Source organism: Sporofaciens sp. SGI.106 (assembly GCF_050314255.1).
In the GTDB taxonomy this organism is placed as follows: Bacteria; Bacillota; Clostridia; order Lachnospirales; family Lachnospiraceae; genus Claveliimonas.
The window spans coordinates 26009-47395 of record NZ_JBNPMZ010000012.1 but is presented as its reverse complement, the minus strand read 5'-3'; the positions used below and the strand labels follow the sequence as shown (position 1 = coordinate 47395).

Genomic DNA, 21387 nt, shown 5'->3' with positions numbered 1-21387 from the left:
TTACAGAACATCTCGGTCAGGGTTACTTTTGTGGGGAACCGAATCAGCTTTGACAGGTGCATCTTCTTTCTTCACCATGTCATCCGGCAGGGGAAGCGCCATAATGCTGCGCCCCATGCGTACAAAAGTCTCAGGCTGATGAAAGTGTTCCTCAAACTGCTTCATCAGTTCCGGGGACAGAGAACAAAAATCATCCTCGCCCAATCCCACAACCAGAAAATCACCGGCGATAATGTCATAAATATCGCCGTCATCATCACGCAGCGCACGGTTCAGTTCTTTGCCTACGAGTTTACCTTCGTCGTGCATCACCAGTGCAACCGACTCATTGAACGGATAAGTTGCCTCAATATCGCCACCTACGGCTTTCTGCAAATCCTCCAGCTCACAGCCGATCTGCACAGCCTGCGGATACATGAACGGCTTTACCAGCAACACATTCATGGTATCTGCCTGTTCTTTCTGAACCTCCCGTTCCTCGGTCGTGCCGAACGCAACACCGGTAAAGTTTTCGGAGTCCAGAATGTACTCCGAATTGTAATAAGCGGCTCTAACCTGTTCCTCTGCCGCATCGTGAGATTCTGCTTGCACCGTAACCGTTTTCTCCAAGGTTTCGGTGATCTTCACATCGTATTCTTTCAAGTTTCGATACCTCCGTTTCTTTGGAAATAAGAAAAGCGACCATCCATGAACCTGTTACAGTTCATAAATAGTCGCATCCACATCGGCTAAAAGCTCGAACAAGCAAATATCGTCCAGTTCGCAAATCAGGGAACCCATGTCGAAGAAAATATCGTCCTCGCATTCCACCGTAGTAACCACGCTGCGGTGTTCGTTAAGACAAATGGCTTCTTCCTTGTCCATCGTGATCGTAGACATACAGGACACCACATAGAATGTCATATCTTCTGCTAACCACAGCTCCTTGCTCTGAATCGTGCGAACTTTTTCATCGCCGCTCATATCTTCTACATAGGACAGAAGCCGCACGGCTCTGCTGTTCAGAAGTACCTTTCCCTGATAGTCGATACCCTCACCAGCAGAGGACAATACTCGATACTCGCTAATCATCTCGGCATTTTTCTGAAACGACTTTGCCAGAAGCGCAGGAGAAATATCATCGAACTCCTCACTGTAGTTTACGAGCATATCTACCATATAATCAGGATCGCAAAGGTCGTAGAGTTCTTCCAAAGCGCCCTGAATGTTTTTGGGTGTAAACATTTTTTACCTTACCTTTCCATTGATTTTTCTCTTTTTTTCTGCCATTGCTCCAAAAGCTGAATGATTTTATCCTCCATCTGCTTGTTGGTATAGGACTTCGGGAAGTATTTTCGCAACGAATCCGTTTTGAAGGTTACTCTGTCCAGCTCTCCCTTCTTGATTTCATTCATAATCTCGCACATCGCATCCAGCGTACACTCGCCCTCCTGTGCGAGCTTTTTAATTCGCTGTGCTTGCGAAAGGGAAGGAGCTGCTTGAGCATAATCCATTGCAGAAAGAAAATCCTTCTGTTCTTCACTTGCCAGATAGGAAAGCTCCACCGCAGGATTGAATTTGATCTGACCCGTATCTACCATATCCAGCAGTTCCGGAATCAGTTCGGTCAGACGGATATAACGGTGTACCTGATTTCTGCTTTCTCCTGCCTCCTGACCGACTATATCCATTGCCTGCAACTTCATCCCAACTTGGGATGAAGTTAAATCGGTGCGTTGACCTTGATGTTTAATCGCATCCAGCTTCATCTTATAAGCAAATGCTCTTTCACTCGGCAGGATACTCTCCCTCTGCAAATTCGCATCAACCATCAAAATAATGGCTGCATCATCGTCCAGGTCACGAACAATCGCAGGCATGGTTTCCTTACCCGCAAGCTCCGATGCCCGGTGCCGCCTGTGACCAGAAACGATTTCATAACCACCGTCGGGGTCAGGACGGACAATCGCAGGAGTGAGAACTCCGAAATCTCGGACGCTCTCTGCCGTTTTCATCATTTCTTCATCATCAACCACACGGAAGGGGTGTCCCTCAAAGGGGTGTAGCTCAGAAAGCGGAATTTCCTGCACACGCTCCTGCTGGGCTTCAGCTCTGGATTGATCGGTGGAGAAAATATCATCGTACCCCTTCAAGCTGATGTTTGCGCCTTTTTTCTGCATTGTTTAACACCTCCTTCGTCAGAATTTTATAGGCTTCGGCAACTTTGCCTTTGGGATCATGCTTGAAGATACTGGTTCCCTCTGCGCTGATTTCCTCTGCACGGACAGAGCGGGGAATGTCGGTCTTGTAAACCTTCAGCTTTCCGCCGTAGCTCTCCCGAATCAGATTGCTGATGTCTTTGGAGTAGTTGGTGCGGCTGTCCACCATCGTCAGAAGAATCCCTTCAATCCTCAGTTTCGGGTTGATTTGCCTCTTGACCTTGTTGATGGTTCCAAGCAGCTGTTCCAGACCCTTTGCAGGAAGGTATGCTGCCTGAACCGGTATCAGCACATTGTCGGCAGCTGCCAACGCATTGACGGTCAGCATACCCAAAGACGGCATACAGTCAAGAAGAATGTAATCATAATTCTGTTTGACTGTATCCAGGTATTGCCGGAGAATGGTTTCCCGGCTCATGGCATTGACCAGTGCTACCTCCATACCTGAGAGTTCGATGTTGGACGGCACCAAATCAACGCCCTCCGGATGATGAAGAATCCCTTCATCGGGAGTAATAGGGTTTTCCATCATAATCTTTCCCATCAGATCGGAAAGTGTCGGAGACAGATCATCCGGGCAGGGATTGCCCAAACTGACCGTCAGGGAAGCCTGGGGATCGGTGTCTACCAGAAGCACCTTTTTTCCTTCAAGAGCCAAGCCAACGCCCAGATTCTCGGTGGTGGTGGTCTTTCCAGTGCCTCCTTTCTGATTGACCACCGCAATGATGGTTGCTTTTTTCGACATTTATCGTCACTCTCCTTCCTCTCGCTTCATTTTCAATTTCTTAAATCCTCCTTCCAAATATCCGTGTGACATATCGTGCCGAACAAGAGCATCGTAGTAGGTGTCTATTGTCGTCGGCGCATTGTATATCGTAGTCAGCATATACTGACGGATATTTCTAATCTTTGTGGTGTTCTCCTTGAAGCAGTCCATAACATATCGAATGTGTTCGGCATTCAGTTTCATAAACCGACTGCGGACAATTTCTGCCGGACGCTCCTCTGCACCAATGCGAATCAACGGTCGCTTCGTGCAAACTGTTTCAACGATCAACTCCAGAATGTTATCCAGCATTTCGGAATCGTAAGGGTAATCCTTCTTCAACAAATCCATACTAAGCTGATCCGAGAAATAATCAAAGTATTCTTGATACCGGTCATTCTCGTCCATCATTCCACCATTTCCGGAAGGAAAGATAGAATCAGTATCACTAAATTCAGTATTTTTAATATCAGTATTATTACATTGTGATTTCGGAAGTTCTTGAGTTGTGATTTCCATTGTTCCAGAATTGTGATTTTCACAATTCAAGAGTTGTGAATCCACAGCAGAGATAAAGTTCTTCACATAGATCAGGTTGGGCTTTCCCAAACCCTGGCGCTTACGTTCAATCAATCCTGCTTTCTTCTCAAGTTCACTGAGCAGCTTGATAGCCTTTTGTTCAGCACAGTTCAGAGCCATCTTCGCTTCGTCGATTGTAAAAATGATATACACTCTACCGTTTTTATCTATCCAACCATTCTTGGCAGACAGGCTCATGCGGTCAAGCAAAATGCCATACAGCATCTTGGCATCGGCAGAAATATTCCAGAACCTCTCGTTCGTGAACAACACCTTCGGAACTCGATAGAATGTGAATAGATCGGATTGCTGACCGTAAAAATAATCAAAACTCACACGGCTTCACCACCTTCTTTCTGCGGAAAACTTTCTGTTGTCAGCGGAATGCTGCGGAAAGTCGTATCCGTCTTTTCGTAAGGACATCGGGCAAAATAGTAGAAGCGGTATTCCTGTTCATACACATCCATATCAACGAAGCCCCACTTCACGCATAACCTTCTTCGTACACCAACCAATGCACGGGTGATCTCGCCCATAGGGACAGCCATCACATTCCGACTTGGGTTTCGGCGGCAAAGAGATTAAGTAGTAGCAATTATTTCTACCCAGACGGCAGCCCTTTCTGCCATTCGTCCAGAAGTAGCAGTAATGACAGTCGCTCGGCTTGTCTGCGGTATAAACAGGCTTGCTCAAATAAAACACCTCCAATCTCTTGTATTTGCCCATGGGTTTGGGCATAAAAAAAGAGCGCCTATCCATCCCCAATGCGGGGCAAATAGACGCTCTATGTACATAACGATATTTAATTTTATCTGCTATAACTGCATGGTATTCAAAACATCCGCCTTTTTTGATTAGCTGGATTTTTGGCACGATTTTGGGGCTGATTAGCAGGAAGGGCATTTTCATTAGCAAGAACAGCCCGTTTTCTGCTAAAAATTAGCTGGCGATTTTGTCTTATAACAACCGTTCGATTCTGGAGGGGTTGTCAAAAATCAAATTTTGGAGTAGAATTTTATCTCATACAGTGAAAGAGCTTTTTCGTAGCTTTTTATATAAGAAAAGCCGAAAACCCTTGAAAACAAAGGCTTTCGGCGTTGTTCACTGGCGTCCATAAGAGGATTTGAACCTCCGACCCCACGCTTAGGAGGCGTGTGCTCTATCCAGCTGAGCTATATGGACGTGTCTGATATATGATTATAGCCCGATCAAAGTCGAACTGCAATCCCTTATTTAGTTTTTTTTGAGGTGGCCGTTGTAACGCAACCTTAGGAGGCGCTTGTTTTATCCGTTAAACTAACAGGACATTATCAATTATCTGCTCTTTAGCTTTATTATTCTACCATTTACAGAAAGAAAAATCAAGGGTCTGAATTGATCAGACCCCGTTTTCTATGTTTATTGAGAAATAAATGCTTTCTTTTCACCAGAATTCTCTGGTGCCTTTCCATCTTTCTCTACCAGTACGATTTCAATACCTTCCAGACGCTTTCCGAATCCTGCAGTTCCGGCCTCTTCGCCATTCTTTGCCCAGCCAAGCCATCCGTAATACTGCGCATGTACACGATAGTATACATCATACTTCTCTGCCATCTCATCCGTCAGTCTGATTCTGATTGCTTCTAGTCTCTTACCTTCTCCGGATGTTCCGCTTAAAGCACCATTCTTGCTCCATTTCGGTTCCCATCCATAGGTCTGTACATGAGTCTGGTACTCGATATCTCCATCGTATTCCTGATTCATCAGCTTAATGTTGATTGCTTCCAGTCTCTTGCTTTCTCCGGATGTTCCGCTCATTGCTCCGTCATATACATAATCCTGCCACCCATAAGTCTGTACATGGGTTCTGTATCCTACATAATAATGAACGTAGCAGCGATCTTCTGTACCGATCTTCTCCGGTGCATCTCCACCTTTGGCAACCAGAATGATCTTAATTGCTTCCAGTCTCTTGCTCTGTCCTGCTGTTCCGGCAACCTCGCCATTCTTAGCCCAGTTAAGCCATCCGTAATACTGCGCATGTACTGCATAGTATACATCATAGTGTTCAGCAAGATCTCCGGTCAGTCTGATCTTGATTGCTTCCAATCTCAATCCACTTCCTTCGGTTCCGCTCATGGCACCGTTTTCTTTCCAATCCTGCCATCCTTCTCTCTGTACATGAGTACTATACTCAATACCACCTTCGTAAACACCATTGTTATCTAATTTAATTCTGATAGACTCCAGTCTCTTACCTTCTCCGGATGTTCCACTGAGTTCTCCGTTAGATTTCCACTCTGGCTCTGTTCCATAAGTCTGGATGTGTGTCTTGTAGAGTACGCTTACATTAGATTTTTTTCCAATTGTACGCTCTTCCTGCGCTTTACATACTTCACAGGTTCTTATCTCGAGTCCTTCTTTAGACTCTGTTGGCTCAATCTTAACTTCCCACTCGCCAAACTTATGACCGGTTGCTTTGTTGACTACAGTTTTCTCACTATTGTATGCTTTTTCTCCATACTCTGCGGTTGCTGAATATATATTCTCTCCATCTTCCGTACAGGTTACTTCTTTCTTACTTTCTAACTTAACTTCTCCGACAACTGTCTGTCTATCTTCACATTTAGAGCATGTAAGCGTCAGTATTGCTTTATATGGTACTTCACCTTCTGCTTCAGTCCAGTCCCACTCTGCTTTATAATCATGTTCGGTTGAAGGACATATATTTTTGACATTCACATTGCACTTTGCCTCTTTGTCGCCATAACAAGCTGTAATAACAGCTGTTCCTTTTGAATTTCCAGTCACAATTCCATTCTCGTCAACAGCCGCAACTTCTTCATTGTCACTCCTCCACTCAATCTCACTCTGACTTTCCGGAGCCGGATCACAAACAGCCGTCAACTGAAAACTTTCACCAATATTTATTTCACAGGATGATCGATCTAATTCTATTTTTTCCGCGCGTTTATAATCCTTTCCTGCCATCGGGTAAACACTATAAAATTCTTCCGTAGAATATTCTTTATCACGTGTATGATTTCTAAAATTTTCATCACATTTCAAAAAGTACTGATATTCTTCCTTATTACAATCCCATGTAGTATCGGCATTGTAATAATACTTTCCAAGTTTTACAATATTCCATCCATGCGCTCCATTATTACCTGTTCCCGGAATCAATCGATTATCAACACCAAGTTCTAATGTCATCCTATAAAATAATAATGCATATCCCTGACAGACTGCTTTTCCATTTATCAAAGCCGCATAGGCTGTATATTTTAGTTTATAATCATCGTCATTTTCATAATCATATTCTACATGAGTACAGACATAATCATATATTGCCCGCACCTTCTCATAGTCATCTGCTTCATACACATTTAGTTCTGCAAGCACTTCATTTATTCTTTCATCCAGAACAGATTCTTGTTCCCCAGTAGTATAATAAGTACATGTAAATGTTATTGTCATACAACACATACCAGTATCGTCTGTAAAATAACTTGTACTTGCTTTACAGCCCCCGTACTGCCATTTTATGTAATCTCCTTCACTCGGATTTCCTGTATGCATCATTGCCAGATCCAATAATTGTTTCGCATATCCTCCCTCATATTCAGGAACCTGATAATAGACCTTAATGCTTTCTATTCTTTGTTTCATTCCTTCCCGGAGCTGAGCAGCACATTCCTCTATGGAAGAGGAATACTCTTCTTCAGCATACGCCTCGATAAACGAAGATTCATCGGCACTAACCAGATCCTCTTCACTTATGACATCATCATATAAAGGATTAATAAATGTCTCTTCAATGCGCCCCGTATTCTGATTGTCTATGATTTCCTCTGCCTCAACTCTAATGCCCGGAAATTGAACCATCGTAAGAATCAGAATAATAGCCAATATCCTCTTTACTGTTGCTCTCATCTCTTTTTACTCCCGTATTTTTACCATATATTCACATGTTACACCATTATCATACATAGTTATACCGGCTTTATCAAGTTTTACTTTATTACACAAAAAAATAGGTTGTGCTTTTGCACAACCTATCTCTTTTTTTAATTATTACTGATAAAAGCACCTTCTGTAGTTCCAGGAGCTTTTCCTCCCTTTTCTACCAGTACGATTTCAATACCTTCCAGACGCTTTCCGAATCCTGCAGTTCCGGCTTCTTCGCCATTCTTTGCCCAGCCAAGCCATCCGTAATACTGCGCATGTACACGATAGTATACATCATACTTCTCTGCCATCTCATCCGTCAGTCTGATTCTGATTGCTTCCAGTCTCTTAGCCTCTCCAGATGTTCCACTTAAAGCGCCATTCTTGCTCCATGTGGTTTCCCATCCATATGTCTGCACATGAGTCTGGTACTCGATATCTCCATCGTATTCCTGATTCATCAGCTTAATGTTGATTGCTTCCAGTCTCTTGCTTTCTCCGGATGTTCCGCTCATTGTTCCGTCATATACATAATCCTGCCATCCATAAGTCTGTACATGGGTTCTGTATCCTACATAGTAATGAACGTAGCAGCGATCTTCTGTACCAATCTTCTCCGGTGCATCTCCACCTTTGGCAACCAGAATGATCTTAATTGCTTCCAGTCTCTTGCCCTGTCCTGCAGTTCCGGCAATCTCTCCATTCTTAGCCCAGTTAAGCCAACCATATGTCTGAGAATGTACTGCATAGTATACATCGTAGTGTTTAGCAAGATCTCCTGTCAGTCTGATTTTGATTGCTTCCAGTCTCAGTCCGCTTCCTTCGCTTCCGCTCATGGCACCGTTTTCTTTCCAATCCTGCCATCCTTCTCTCTGAACGTGAGTACTGTACTCAATACCACCTTCATAAACACCATTGTTATCTAACTTAATTCTGATAGACTCCAGTCTCTTAGCTTCTCCGGATGTTCCGCTGAGTTCTCCGTTGGATTTCCACTCTTTCTCTGTTCCGTATGTCTGGATATGTGTCTTGTAGAGTACACTTACACTGGATTCTTTTCCAATTGATCTCTCTTCACGTGCTCCACATACTTCACAGGTTCTTACCTCAAGTCCCTCACTGGACTCTGTCGGCTCAATCTCAACTTCCCACTCGCCAAACTTATGGCCAGTAGCTTTGTTGACTACAGTTTTCTCGCTATTGTATGTTTTTCCTTCATACTCTGCAGTTGCTGCGTATACGGTCTCTCCATCCTCTGTACAGGTTGCTGCAACATCACTCTTAACTGTTACAACCGGTTTAAGATCTGTTACAACAGAATCACATCTGTCACATGTCAGGGTCAGATCAGCTGTATAAGATGTCTTACCATCTTCGCCCTCAACCTTAGTCCACTTCCATTCAGACTTATAATTATGACCTAATGCTTCTCCTGTTACCGTCTTGGTAGAAGTATACTCTTTATCTTCATGAGTTGCCTTAGCAGTATAAACTGTTGTTCCTGCCTCTGTACAGGTTGCATCTGTTGATTCTTCTGTTACCTTTGCAGTGATAGCCTCTGTTGGAGTTCCGCATGTTGTACACTTCAGAACTAAGCTTGCTACATAAGCTGTTTCACTTTCTTCGGTAGCTTCAGACCATGTCCATACTGCATGTTCTGCATCGTCTGCATATGTGTGACCTGTTGCCTTATAAGTATCTTTATGGGTATCTGTATACTCTTTTCCGTCATAGGTTACGGTTGCTGTGTATACGTCTTCTCCATCTTCTGTACAGGTTACTGCTTTCTGACTGGTTAACTTCACTTCTCCGTCAAGTTTCTGTTTGTCTTCACATCTTGAACATGTAAGAGTCAGTGTTGCTTTGTGTGGAACTTCACCTTCTGCTTCACTCCACTTCCACTCTGTCTTATAATCATGTCCTAATGCTTCGCCTGTTACTTTTTCTTCAGCTGTATATGTCTTTCCTTCATATTCAGCTGTTGCTTTGTAAGTTGTTGTTCCTGCTTCTGTACAGGTTGCATCTGTTGATTTTTCCTCAACTTCTGCTTTGATTGCTTCTGTTGCGGTTCCACATGTTGTACATGTCAGAACAAGACTTGCTTCCTTATGATCTTCTGACCATGTCCATACTGCATGTTCTGCATCGTCTGCGTATGTGTGGCCTGTTGCCTTATAAGTATCTTTATGGGTATCTGTATACTCTTTTCCGTCATAGGTTGCGGTTGCTGTGTATACGTCTTCTCCATCTTCTGTACAGGTTACTGCTTTCTGACTGGTTAACTTCACTTCTCCGTCAACTGTCTGTTTGTCTTCACACCTTGAACATGTAAGGGTCAGTGTTGCTTTGTGTGGAACTTCACCTTCTGCTTCAGTCCATTTCCACTCTTCTTTGTAGTCATGTCCTAATGCTTCGCCTGTTACTGTTTCTTGAGCTGTATATGTCTTTCCTTCATATTCAGCTGTTGCTTTGTAAACTGTCGTTCCTGCTTCTGTACAGGTTGCATCTGTTGATTTTTCCTTAACTTCTGCTTTGATTGCTTCTGTTGCGATTCCACATGTTGTACATGTCAGAACAAGGCTTGCTTCCTTATGATCTGGTGACCATGTCCATACTGCATGCTCTACATCATCTGCATAAGTATGACCTGTTGCTTTATAAGTATCCTTGTGAGTATTTGTATACTCTTTTTCACCATATACTGCGGTTGCTGTGTATACGTCTTCTCCATCTTCTGTACAGGTTACTGCTTTCTGACTGGTTAACTTCACTTCTCCGTTAACTGTCTGTTTGTCTTCACATCTGGAACATGTAAGGGTCAGTGTTGCTTTGTGTGGAACTTCACCTTCTGCTTCGGTCCATTTCCACTCTTCTTTGTAGTCATGTCCCAATGCTTTGCCTGCTACTGTTTCTTTTGCTGTATAGGTTGTTCCTTCATGTTTTGCAGTTGCAGTGTAAACTGTCGTTCCTGCTTCTGTACAGGTTGCATCTGTTGTTTCTGTTGTAACCTTAGCATCAATAGCCTCTGTTTTAGTTCCACATGTTGTACATGTAAGAACAAGACTTGCTTCCTTATGGTCTTCGGACCATGTCCATACTGCATGCTCTGCATCATCCGCATAAGTATGACCTGTTGCCTTATTTACTATTGTTTTTTCACTATTGTATTTTTGGCCTTCATACTCAGCTCTTGCTACGTATACGGTCTCACCATCCTCTGTACAGGTTGCTGCAACATCACTCTTCACTGTTACTTCAGGTTTAAGATCTGTTACAACAGAATCGCATCTGTTACATGTCAGTGTCAGACTTGCTGTATAAGATGTCTTACCATCTTCACCTTCAACCTTTGTCCACTTCCACTCTTCCTTATAATCATGTCCTAATGCCTGGCCTGTTACTTTTTCTTCAGCTGTATATGTCTTTCCTTCATATTCAGCTGTTGCTTTGTAAACGGTTGTTCCTGCTTCTGTACAGGTTGCATCCGTTGATTTTTCCTCAACTTCTGCTTTGATTGCTTCTGTTGCAGTTCCACATACTGTACATGTCAGAACCAGACTTGCTGTCTTATGATCCTCTGACCATGTCCATTCTGCATGTTCTGCATCATCTGCATAGGTATGGCCTGTTGCCGGAATTGTGACTGCATGTTTTTCAGATGTTACTGCCTCAATTCCTTTTCCTGCCTCACCTTTTACTGTAGCTGTTGCTGTGTATACATTCTGTCCATCTTCCGTACAGGTTGCTGCCTTGCTTTCTTCTTCAACTTTTGTAACTACAACCTCTACATCATCCTTTTCATACTTTGTTCCACAGCCATTGGTACATGTAAAGACTGCTGTTGCATCTGCTGTATAATCTTTGTTGTCTGACCACTCGAATTCACATTCATATTTATGGCCTAATGCAGGAAGCACAACTTCTTTAGTATCTGTTACCTTAAGCTTCTCATTCTCTTTTACAGTTGCTGTAGCTGTGTATACAACTTTTCCTGCTTTATCACAGGTTGCCTCTGTAGTATCTTTTTCTACTTTAACTTCTACAGCATCACCTTCGAATTTGTGCTCGCTGTTATTCTTACATGTGAAGACTGCTGTTGCATCCCACTCACCTGTGCCATTTCCAGCTTCATCAGTCTTCTCTACCCAGGTAATTTTACCTGCGTAATCATGTCCGGTCGCCTTATAAGTATCTTTATGGGTATCTGTATACTCTTTTCCTTCGTAGGTTGCTGTTGCTGTGTATACATCTTCTCCATCTTCTGTACAGGTTGCTGCCTTCTGACTGGTTAACTTCACATCTCCGTCAACTGTCTGTTTGTCTTCACATCTGGAACATGTAAGGGTCAGTGTTGCTTTGTGTGGAACTTCTCCTTCTGCTTCGGTCCATTTCCACTCTTCTTTGTAGTCATGTCCCAATGCTTTGCCTGCTACTGTTTCTTTTGCTGTATAGGTTGTTCCTTCATGTTTTGCAGTTGCAGTGTAAACTGTCGTTCCTGCTTCTGTACAGGTTGCATCTGTTGTTTTTTCCTCAACTTCTGCTTTGATTGCTTCTGTTTCAGTTCCACATACTGTACATGTCAGAAGCAGACTTGCTGTCTTATGATCCTCTGACCATGTCCATACTGCATGCTCTGCATCATCTGCATAAGTATGGCCTGTTGCCGGAATTGTGACTGCATGTTTTTCAGATGTTACTGCCTCAATTCCTTTTCCTGCCTCACCTTTTACTGTAGCTGTTGCTGTGTATACATTCTGTCCATCTTCTGTACAGGTTGCTGCCTTGCTTTCTTCTTCAACTTTTGTAATTACAACCTCTACATCATCTTTTTCATACTTTGTTCCACAGCCATTTGCACATGTAAATACTGCTGTTGCATCTGCTGTATAATCTTTGTTGTCTGACCACTCGAATTCACATTCATATTTATGGACTAATGCAGGAATTTCAACCTCTTTAGTATCTGTAACCGGTTCGATATCCTTGCCTTCGTCACCTTTTACTAACGCTGTTGCTGTGTATACAACCTTTCCTGCTTTATCACAGGTTGCCTCTGTAGTATCTTTTTCTACTTTAACTTCTACAGCATCACCTTCGAATTTGTGCTCGCTGTTATTCTTACATGTAAAGACTGCTGTTGCATCCCATTCACCTGTGCCATTTCCAGCTTCGTCGGTCTTTTCTACCCAGGTAATTTCACCTGCGTAATCATGTCCGGTTGCTTTAACCTCATCTACTTTGGAATCTTCAAAGGTATAAGGTTCTTCACCTTCTGCCTTCGTATAGGTTGCTGTAGCTTTGTAAACAGACTTTCCTGCTTCCTCACAGGTAGCTGCTACACTGCTCTCTTCATCCAATACAACGGTAGCTTCCAGTCCTTTTGCAGAATCTCCACAAGCAGAACACTTGATATCAGCAGTTGCAGTATACGGAATTTCTGCATCTTCCTCTTCTGCATCTTTCCATGTAAATTCAGCTACATAATCATGTCTTCCTGCCTCTGTAGTTTCTGTCTTCTTTGCTACAATCTTCTTACCATCTTCGGTAGTTCCGGTAGCTGTACAGCTGATTGTAAGACCTGTATCACAGGTACCGCTTACAGTCTTGGATTCTTCATCTACTGTAAGTTCAACTGGGTTTTCCAGTGTTGCAGATAAAACTGCATTAGCTGCGTTTTCTTTAGCCTTTGGATCATACTGATTTGCTCCCAGTACATCCAGCTTCTTATTCTCGCATACTGCACAATGAATGTTACCTGTTACTGTTGCTGTAGTATTATCTTCAGCCCAACTTACATTTGCTTCATCTGCTTCATATGTATGACCTGCAGTCTCAACAGCATGATCATAGATTTCTTTTTCTTTTTCGTACTCAGCCTTTCTTTCCTCAAATTCTTCATCAGATTCCTGCTGATTCTGCTTCGGCTCTGTAGGCTCTTCAATTGAGAATCCGCATACAGTGCAGACATAGCAATCACCTGTATTCCAATTACCGCTGTCATTCTTAGTATAATACTGTTCTTCAAAGTGAACGTAGTGATGTTCATGAGCTGTTCCTTCATTAATTACTCTGGAACCATCTTCAACGGCGCCACATGTAGTACAACGATTCTCAGTATAACCATCGCGTCCACAGAATGTTTCTGTTACACTTTCATAACTATGATTTGTGCACATTCCGGACATATTAATTGTGTCTACAAAAACTGCACTCCACATGAACTCATCGTTGTCATTCACTTCCTTGCTGAATCCCATCTCTTCAAGCTCTGCTTCGCTGTAGTCGGAATCCTGCGTATAATTGCTGTAATTCGGATTGTAATTACTTTCCTCGTATTCATATCCATAGCTTGAAATATCATTTACAGTTTCTTTACCAGAGATAAATCCAAGGTTTGTTGCAACAGATACATACATTTTTCCATCTTCTTTGATTGTCATTGCTGCAATCGGACGATTTGTAAAGGTAAATTCACCCTGGCCTTCACTGCATGTTGTAAATGCCATTCCTCCAAATGGATTGGTATTATCGCGTGTTCCTGACACTTTATCGTATTCTTTTACAATTGAAACATTACCGGATGAAAGGTCATAGCTAAGAATACAATTACTCAGATTGAAGTATACCTTACCATCATACATAGCAGCTGTGAGCATGATAGATGGATAAATATTACATTCTTCTTTATACTTCGCAAATAAATCAGTCAGAAGTTCATTATCGACCATCTTTCCTGATGCAGGGTCATAAACCTGTGCAGAAAGGGTATTATCGTCATCATCCTTTGGATTGAAATTGATTAATGTAGTAAAGTCAGAATCTGCTCCTCCTGTCTTATCTGTATCGCTAATCGGATGATATACAATTTTATAATCCGGGTCAGATCCTGCCATCAGAGCTTCCCAATCCCCTGAATCCATATTATCCTGATTCATATTATTGAACTCTCTCATCATAGAAAGCTGATCTGTTGAATCATACAGATAATAGAAATTCCTTCCATCTGAATATGCATTACTTGAAATACGTGCAAACCAGGAATCTTCATATGAAGTATTTTTTGCAGCATCTTTATACAGCGTTGCAATTTCCTTCATATTTCCATCATAAAGTTCGCGTGCGGTACTGTCACTGAACAGGAAATACATATGGTTCATCGTACCATCGATCTCTACACGGTCACGATTCATACATTCTACATAAATGTCTGCATAACATGGGTCAACGTAATACCATGTTCCATCAACCTTAACTGCATTCCAGAAATGAACCTCACCAAAAGGAGCTGACTCACCAAACATGGATGTTTCTGCATCGAAGGTAATACGAACCATATCAACGATATAATCTTTTTCAATGTCCAGTTTTTTATTTCCATCTGCATCTGTAGTATAGTACAGTTCTTCAGGAGTCTTCCAGTTTGCAGAATCACTCATGTCAGTTTCGGCACCATTCACACCATAGTATTCCGGGCTCATATACTGTAAAATATAAGAAAATGCTTTAGAATAACCGGCACATACACCAGTTCCCTCAGCAAGGATACCGATATGGTTACCTTCCCATGCACCGAGAATACCCTGTGTCAGACCCTCTGCAGCCTGCTGAGCGTAAATCGGAATTGCCTGGTTAGGACTCATTCCACCAAGATCATCGAGTGGCTGATCCATCTGATAATCAATTACTGTCTCAAATGGAACTCTAACCTGATTTCCTTCTTCATCCGTAATAGGATTACCATTATCATCAGTTTGAGGCATTCCATTTTCCACAACATCATTTACTGCATCTTCTGCAATTTTTTTAATTTGCGCCTGTGTTTGTTCTTCAGCGATTGCTTTAGTTTCTTCATTATCTTCCATTCCACTGTCTAACAATCCCTGATATACCTGCGCATAAATATCATCATGAGCAGCATTAGCCTGTTCCAATGCCTGATTATAAACAGCATCTTTAATTCCCTCTGCAATCTTGTCACGGAACTGCTGCCTAATCTGCTGCTCATACAATTTATACATTTCATCATAAATTGTATCATGATATTTATGCTCCTGAGGATCCTGAGCTACCATAAGCGGATCGTCCTGCTTGCCATCACCATCCGTATCGCCCTTCATAATATAGGCCATATCAAATGTAGCCTGATGTGCGATCCAGTCATTCAGTACCAGTAGCTTCTGAGCCATTGTCTTGGCACCGGATTTCTCTACTTCTTTTATCGCTTCATCACGTTTTGCTGCAATAGCTTCACCATAAAACTCAACACCAAACTTATCGGCATACAGGAAATTCTGAATCATTCCCATCAGATCGTCAAAAGAATAATTTCCGCTTCTGACATCATCTACTGATTTACCTGCAAGAACAAGCATCTCTCCCAGAACACCCAGACCGTCCTTATTATCATTATAACTAAGGAAAAACGGCTGCTGTACACCAAGTAAGTTAGCATTGGCTTTACACTGATCCTGATACTGTCCCCAAACATAAAGAATCTGCTGAATCTGTTCTTCGGTCAGAGCAACCGATTCTCCATCTTTATTCAGTACCTTGATATCGCCCAACTCTTCTTCGATAGTTGTCGTTATCGGGTTGCTTTCATCAACCGCTACTTCACCTTCTACAGATACACTATAAGGTGTTACATCAGATACATCTAGATCCGCTGCATTGACCGTATAGGTACCGAAGGTTTCCACAACCGTTGTAGTCTGCGGCTGCGCTTCTTCCACTTCTTGATTAGAAGCTTCTGCGTTATCTTCCGTCACAGTACTTTCCACAGTTTCTGTCTGTTCGGATGCCTCATTATCAGCAGGGGATGCATACACAGGCACTGAGAACATACTAAAGACCATTGAGACTGATAAACAGAGACTCGCGAGTTTTTTCATTCTCTTTTTCATATTCTTCCTTCCTTTATTAATTATTTTGTAGCATGTTAATAAGTTTCCACTGAAATGCTGCCGACATAAATTTCAAAAATGAAATCTCCCCATAATTTCAGCAGAGGGTATACCCCATATTCACAATACCATAATCTGCCTTTTATTTCAAGAAAAAGCCGTTGTAAAAACGGCTAAAACCACTTTTACAACGGCACTGTTTTACTTTTAAATTATCTACTAATTATTCCACAATTTTTCAATCTGTGGTGCAGCCAGATACATCTGAACTGCAGCGTTTGTGGTAGCTTTTACGCCTGTAATCTGAGGTGATACGTAATAACAATAGCGTACACCATTTTCTACATCAATATCTACATAAGAAGTATCGCCCTCGATCACTGCGATTCTGCTATAAGAACTTTCACCGAATTTCTTACGGTAAACTCTGTACTCACTTGCTTCTTTTACTGTTGTCCATACAAGCTCAATTCCATCTTCCGTATTGCAGCATTCTACCTTAGTATGAATAATAGATTTTGTCTCAGACCATGCTGAATAATAAGTATTAGAAGCAACTGTATTGAAAGCACGTACTCTGACGTAATATCGTTCTCCTTTTCTCAGTCCTCCGATTACTTCCTGAAGTTTTTCAGTTGATGGAACAGTAATTGTCTTATCTCCATCAAAAGCACTGTTATTACAGTAACTGATTTCGTAGCCGGATGCAATCTTATTCTCAGTCCAGGAGATTTTCATCTTTCCATTCTCTGCATTCTGCAGTCTTTCAACAATTGCTGCTGTCAGCTCTTTTCTATTTGTCTTAAAATGGAAATACGGTCTTTCCTTAATTACGGTAATCTCAACCGGATATTCATGTTTCTCAAGTGCAGCAAAAATTCCCGGCTTTGCATCATCCAATGTCCATCCATCTTCCAGAATGACAAATAAATACGGTACGAAATATCCCTCGTGATCCTGATCAGGTACTATACAGAAGAAACCATCATTTACACCTTCAGCTTCAACTACACGGCTTTCCATTCTCATCATAAACAAATATCCGCCGCCGTAACGTTCTGAGAATCCACGTCCGAGAATATGAAGAATACCATGCTCTGTAATGTATCCGATATCACCTGTATGTAACCATATTCTTCCATCTGCATGTGCGATCAATGTTCTGTCAGTCATCTCTTCGCCCATGTATCCACTGTAGCCAAGCATTTTAGCCGGACCATCCATACATACTTCTCCGACTTCTCCATAACTTTTCTCTTCTAAAGTTTCAGGATCAAATATGGAAATCACAGTTGCAGGCATCGGCATACCAACACATCCATCCTTTAATGGGAATAATGGATTTGGTAAAGTAAGACAGGAACCACCTTCACTCTGACCATAAGCAGCACTTAATGGCTGATTACAATTATGTTTATGGAAGTATTCTTCGACTTCACGATATTTTCTGTCACTCAATGCTTCAGCACCAGGTCCGATACTTCTTAAATGTGACATATCGTAATCTTCCGGAATTCTGCCATTTTTCATTAGAATTTCATACATCATTGGTATCTGTGCCCAGTAATTTGGCTTCAGCTCCATAAATCGGATATCCATATCATTAATCGGACAATATGGATCCAGAATTACTCTCATTCCGGCAGACATTGGAAAAGCCATCATGGACACTGTTACTGCAATTAATGCAGGTGTCAGAATTGGAAGCCACCAGGTTTCCTGGGTTTCTGAAGGCTGAGCAAAGATTGACATCTGATATGCCACTGCTACAATATTAGCCCCGGAATGGATAACCAGTTTTGAAATTCCGGTAGATCCGCTTGTATATGCCCCAAATAACGGTCTGTCTGGATTTTCAGGAACAGCAAAATCTCCAATGTATTTTCTTCCCAGATCCATGAATTCATCCCATGTGAGATCTCCCTCTGTTGTCTCCGTCTCGCTGGAATAACGGGATTTAATTTCTTTTGCAATATAATCCGGAATGCTCTTTTTATCTGCATAATCATAAGGAGAAACCTTAACCATTCGAGTCATAGGTGTTGTAGCACGGAATAATTCTTCATCATCCTTTGAAGTATAGTCGTGTACAAAAGCTGTGGATGCTTTTGATTTACGTATAGCAAAGCAAAGTTCTTCCGGAACATCATCACGGCAGATCAATGCAGCGCCAATCTTTTCAGCTGCCAGAAGAAGAATAATATGTGCCGGAACAGCCTGAACAAATACCGGAATGCGATCTCCTTCCTCAAATCCAATCACTTTTAAAGCTTTTGCTGCAACTTCTGCTTCATTCCATATAAATTTCCAGGTATATTTCTTACCATAATATTCAATCGCTTCTTTATTTTCATCCGGATTTTTCATCCTTAAGAATGCTTCCAATGTCATCTTTGGAACTTTTAAATTCTGAAATTCCTCCGGATAGTATTTAAGCCACGGTTTATCGATACTTGCTTTTCCAGTCATTTTGTTATCCATAATATTCATGTACTCCTTTGATTTTTCACATCTTTCGTGATATAAACGATTGAACATAGTATATCATGACATAATATGGAATACTCGAGAATCAAATTGCTAAAAAACTTAAAAAAGTGAATCACATTGAGTCATGTGATTCACTTTTTTCATTTTAGTTTTTTTCTTTTTCAAGATTTGTGGTAAGTTCTATACTTCGCATCATATGTTTCATATATTCTGTTACCATTGTTCTGTCTTTTAGAATTACATTATCACCATAATTCCAGAGTTCTTCAAAAGTTCGTTCAAAGATTCTATGCATATCCATGCGATTTATAATCATTACATTATTCGGGCTTCCCACATGTTTTAAACGCAGATGAGTAATTGTATCTGCCAGAAATGTACTCTGATTATCAGAATAATCAAAATCAAGGCCAAATTTTCCATAAACCAGTCTTATATCCAGATTATGATTATTTTCACATAATGACAGAATATGTTCCGCACAGCGCATTCTCTGATTAGCGTTCAGATATATTGGATGATTAAAAAAATCTATTTTATGTTCAATCACCATATTGGAAAATGCCGCCTCAGAAATCAGTATTCTTACATTTGATTCCTGAATAACCTTCTGTGTTAATTTATGGATCATACGGACTCTGTCTTCATCTAATATTTTTTGCTCTTTGCATAGTTTTTCAATTATTTCTTCAAAAAGATCATCCGGAAGAAAATGTTCTGTCAGATGTCCGATTTCCCACCTGAGGTTCGGAGAAAGCAAAGTATGAGAGTATTCAAAATTTGATATCATCTCTCTTATATTTGTCGTACGGAAAAGTAATCTCTCACGGCTGCACTGCATCCTGATATTCTTATATATCGTATTACATGTGTCAGAATCTTCACTTACTCCAACAGACATACAGATATTCCGATTGATCAGTATACCTGAAATAACAAAATCATCTCTTACGGCAAATATCATTTTTCCCATTGCCTGACTGTCGCCATATAACTGAAAATCTATCATAGCATTGTCCGAAATTAAATGAATCAGAAAAAAAGTATCTTCAAGATATCTCCATTTATCAGGTCTTATATTGATCACCATTGAGTAATGGACATCCGGATATCTGGTAGTATCCGTCACACGCTCATTATCAATCGTGGTAAACTGTATACGGTCTTCATAATCCATAGTCATCAGATCCATTAAAGATACAATATTTAATGAATTTACTCTTCGAAGTACAGGATGATGCATTTTTGAAATATATTGCCTGATATTCATTTCCGGAAAATACTGCGTCTTTGGTGCCACTTCATGTCCGGTACTTTTCTGCAATTCTTTTACATATAGATACTCTGCCTCCAGATTATCGTAAATTGCCAATTTCAGTTCGTCACCATTTTTCACCTTATAAATGCCAAGAAGATTTTCAAGTCCTCTGTCACTTGCATCTTCGACAATGCAATCACATATTCCTTTCATAACCTTTTCTGCAGTTTTTTCAGAAGGAATCATCCGGCCGCTTACCCATTTACTGATATACGATACATCATATTGAAGCTTCTGTGCAAGCATATAATTTTTGAGTTCTGCTTCTTCCATTAGATTATCCAATAACTGGCTAAATCTGTTTTTTTCTTCCACTTTACACCTCTTCTAGAAATTTATTTTTCCCTGAAGCCATATATCGCCTTTAAATCTTCTGCCCGCTTCCGGTTCTCCGATAACTGAATTTTTAGGAACACAAATGTCAAACGGAAGTTCATTTACATCAAGCCTCATTTTATATAAAGGCTCTTTTGTATCTTTGTTCTCAATCATCTCAATACTAATGATTTCTCCCAAAATGGAATATCTGTCACACTCCATACCATAAGGCATAAAATATGTATCCACAATACTGAATATATCTTCCGTAATCAATCTTCTGGATACTTTCGAATAAGTATCCATATCATCCAGTGTCAGTGTCTCCATTGCATCCTGGTCTCCGCTTCTTGCTGCGCTTAAAAGAATTTTTCGATCTCTGGATTCTTTTTTTATCTGTTCCTTTTGTTCTTTGTTTTTCATTACAGGAAGAAGAATAGTTCCTTCATTGCATAATCCCGCCAGCGTTATTGACTCACTGCCAAATCGGTTCTTTCCCGCCTGCTTTTCTATCAGATATTCTGCTGTATTCTGCAAATGGAAAATCAGAGTAATTCCAATTCTGGAATCCTCACATATTCCGATATATGCTTCTCTGTCCATTCTTCTTTCTATTGTCACCTCCGCACAGGAGGATATTCCGCTGCCTGAAAAATAAGGATAATAATACTGACGTTCAAAGTGTTCTGACTCATCCATATCTCCACACACCGAAATACCGATTCCCGTTCCGCATTCGCGTCGAAACTCACAAAAATCTATCTCTCTGTCCAGGGCAACTAATTCATGATGGGTATAGGTTTTTTCCGTCTCCTTAAGATAATGATTCCATATCTTTTCTGACTTAATTTTTCCATATCCTATTGATTTTAAAAATATATGCAT

The 21387-nt window shown here is 41.2% G+C and carries 11 protein-coding genes and 1 tRNA gene; all 12 read right to left on the bottom strand.

The features are described from left to right. Window positions 1-642: a DUF3846 domain-containing protein gene (locus ACQRCC_RS09910; RefSeq protein WP_427850654.1), complete on the bottom strand. Its 642-nt coding sequence runs from the start codon at window positions 640-642 to the stop codon at window positions 1-3. A 54-nt stretch (window positions 643-696) separates the two neighbouring features. Next, complete coding sequence (locus ACQRCC_RS09905; RefSeq protein ID WP_002304315.1) at window positions 697-1224, bottom strand: hypothetical protein; 528 nt, start codon at window positions 1222-1224, stop codon at window positions 697-699. An 8-nt stretch (window positions 1225-1232) separates the two neighbouring features. After that, window positions 1233-2159 carry a ParB/RepB/Spo0J family partition protein gene (locus tag ACQRCC_RS09900; RefSeq protein WP_002304314.1) on the bottom strand — a complete coding sequence of 309 codons (927 nt, stop codon included), beginning with the start codon at window positions 2157-2159 and terminating at the stop codon, window positions 1233-1235. After that, on the bottom strand, window positions 2116-2943 hold the full coding sequence (locus ACQRCC_RS09895) for a ParA family protein (RefSeq protein ID WP_002304313.1): 828 nt from the start codon (window positions 2941-2943) through the stop codon (window positions 2116-2118). The genes ACQRCC_RS09900 and ACQRCC_RS09895 overlap by 44 nt, the downstream gene beginning before the upstream one ends. A gap of 6 nt (window positions 2944-2949) precedes the next feature. After that, window positions 2950-3879 carry a DUF6017 domain-containing protein gene (locus ACQRCC_RS09890; RefSeq protein WP_002304312.1) on the bottom strand — a complete coding sequence of 310 codons (930 nt, stop codon included), beginning with the start codon at window positions 3877-3879 and terminating at the stop codon, window positions 2950-2952. Further along, window positions 3876-4079, bottom strand: coding sequence for a hypothetical protein (locus ACQRCC_RS09885; protein WP_223385014.1), 204 nt, complete (start codon window positions 4077-4079; stop codon window positions 3876-3878). The genes ACQRCC_RS09890 and ACQRCC_RS09885 overlap by 4 nt, the downstream gene beginning before the upstream one ends. Window positions 4080-4648: 569 nt before the next feature. After that, window positions 4649-4725: transfer RNA gene (locus ACQRCC_RS09880), tRNA-Arg, on the bottom strand. A gap of 216 nt (window positions 4726-4941) precedes the next feature. Further along, the gene (locus tag ACQRCC_RS09875; RefSeq protein ID WP_427850653.1) at window positions 4942-7458 is read right to left on the bottom strand and encodes an Ig-like domain-containing protein; all 2517 of its coding nucleotides are present in this window, start codon (window positions 7456-7458) and stop codon (window positions 4942-4944) included. Between the two features lie 134 nt (window positions 7459-7592). Then, the gene (locus ACQRCC_RS09870) at window positions 7593-16376 is read right to left on the bottom strand and encodes a hypothetical protein (protein WP_427850652.1); all 8784 of its coding nucleotides are present in this window, start codon (window positions 16374-16376) and stop codon (window positions 7593-7595) included. A gap of 219 nt (window positions 16377-16595) precedes the next feature. Next, the gene (locus ACQRCC_RS09865) at window positions 16596-18857 is read right to left on the bottom strand and encodes an AMP-binding protein (protein ID WP_427850651.1); all 2262 of its coding nucleotides are present in this window, start codon (window positions 18855-18857) and stop codon (window positions 16596-16598) included. A 154-nt stretch (window positions 18858-19011) separates the two neighbouring features. Beyond that, window positions 19012-20499 (bottom strand): helix-turn-helix domain-containing protein, encoded by a 1488-nt coding sequence (locus ACQRCC_RS09860; protein WP_427850650.1) that lies wholly within the window; start codon window positions 20497-20499, stop codon window positions 19012-19014. Window positions 20500-20511: 12 nt separating this feature from the next. Beyond that, on the bottom strand, window positions 20512-21387 hold the full coding sequence (locus ACQRCC_RS09855; RefSeq protein WP_427850649.1) for a DUF3881 family protein: 876 nt from the start codon (window positions 21385-21387) through the stop codon (window positions 20512-20514).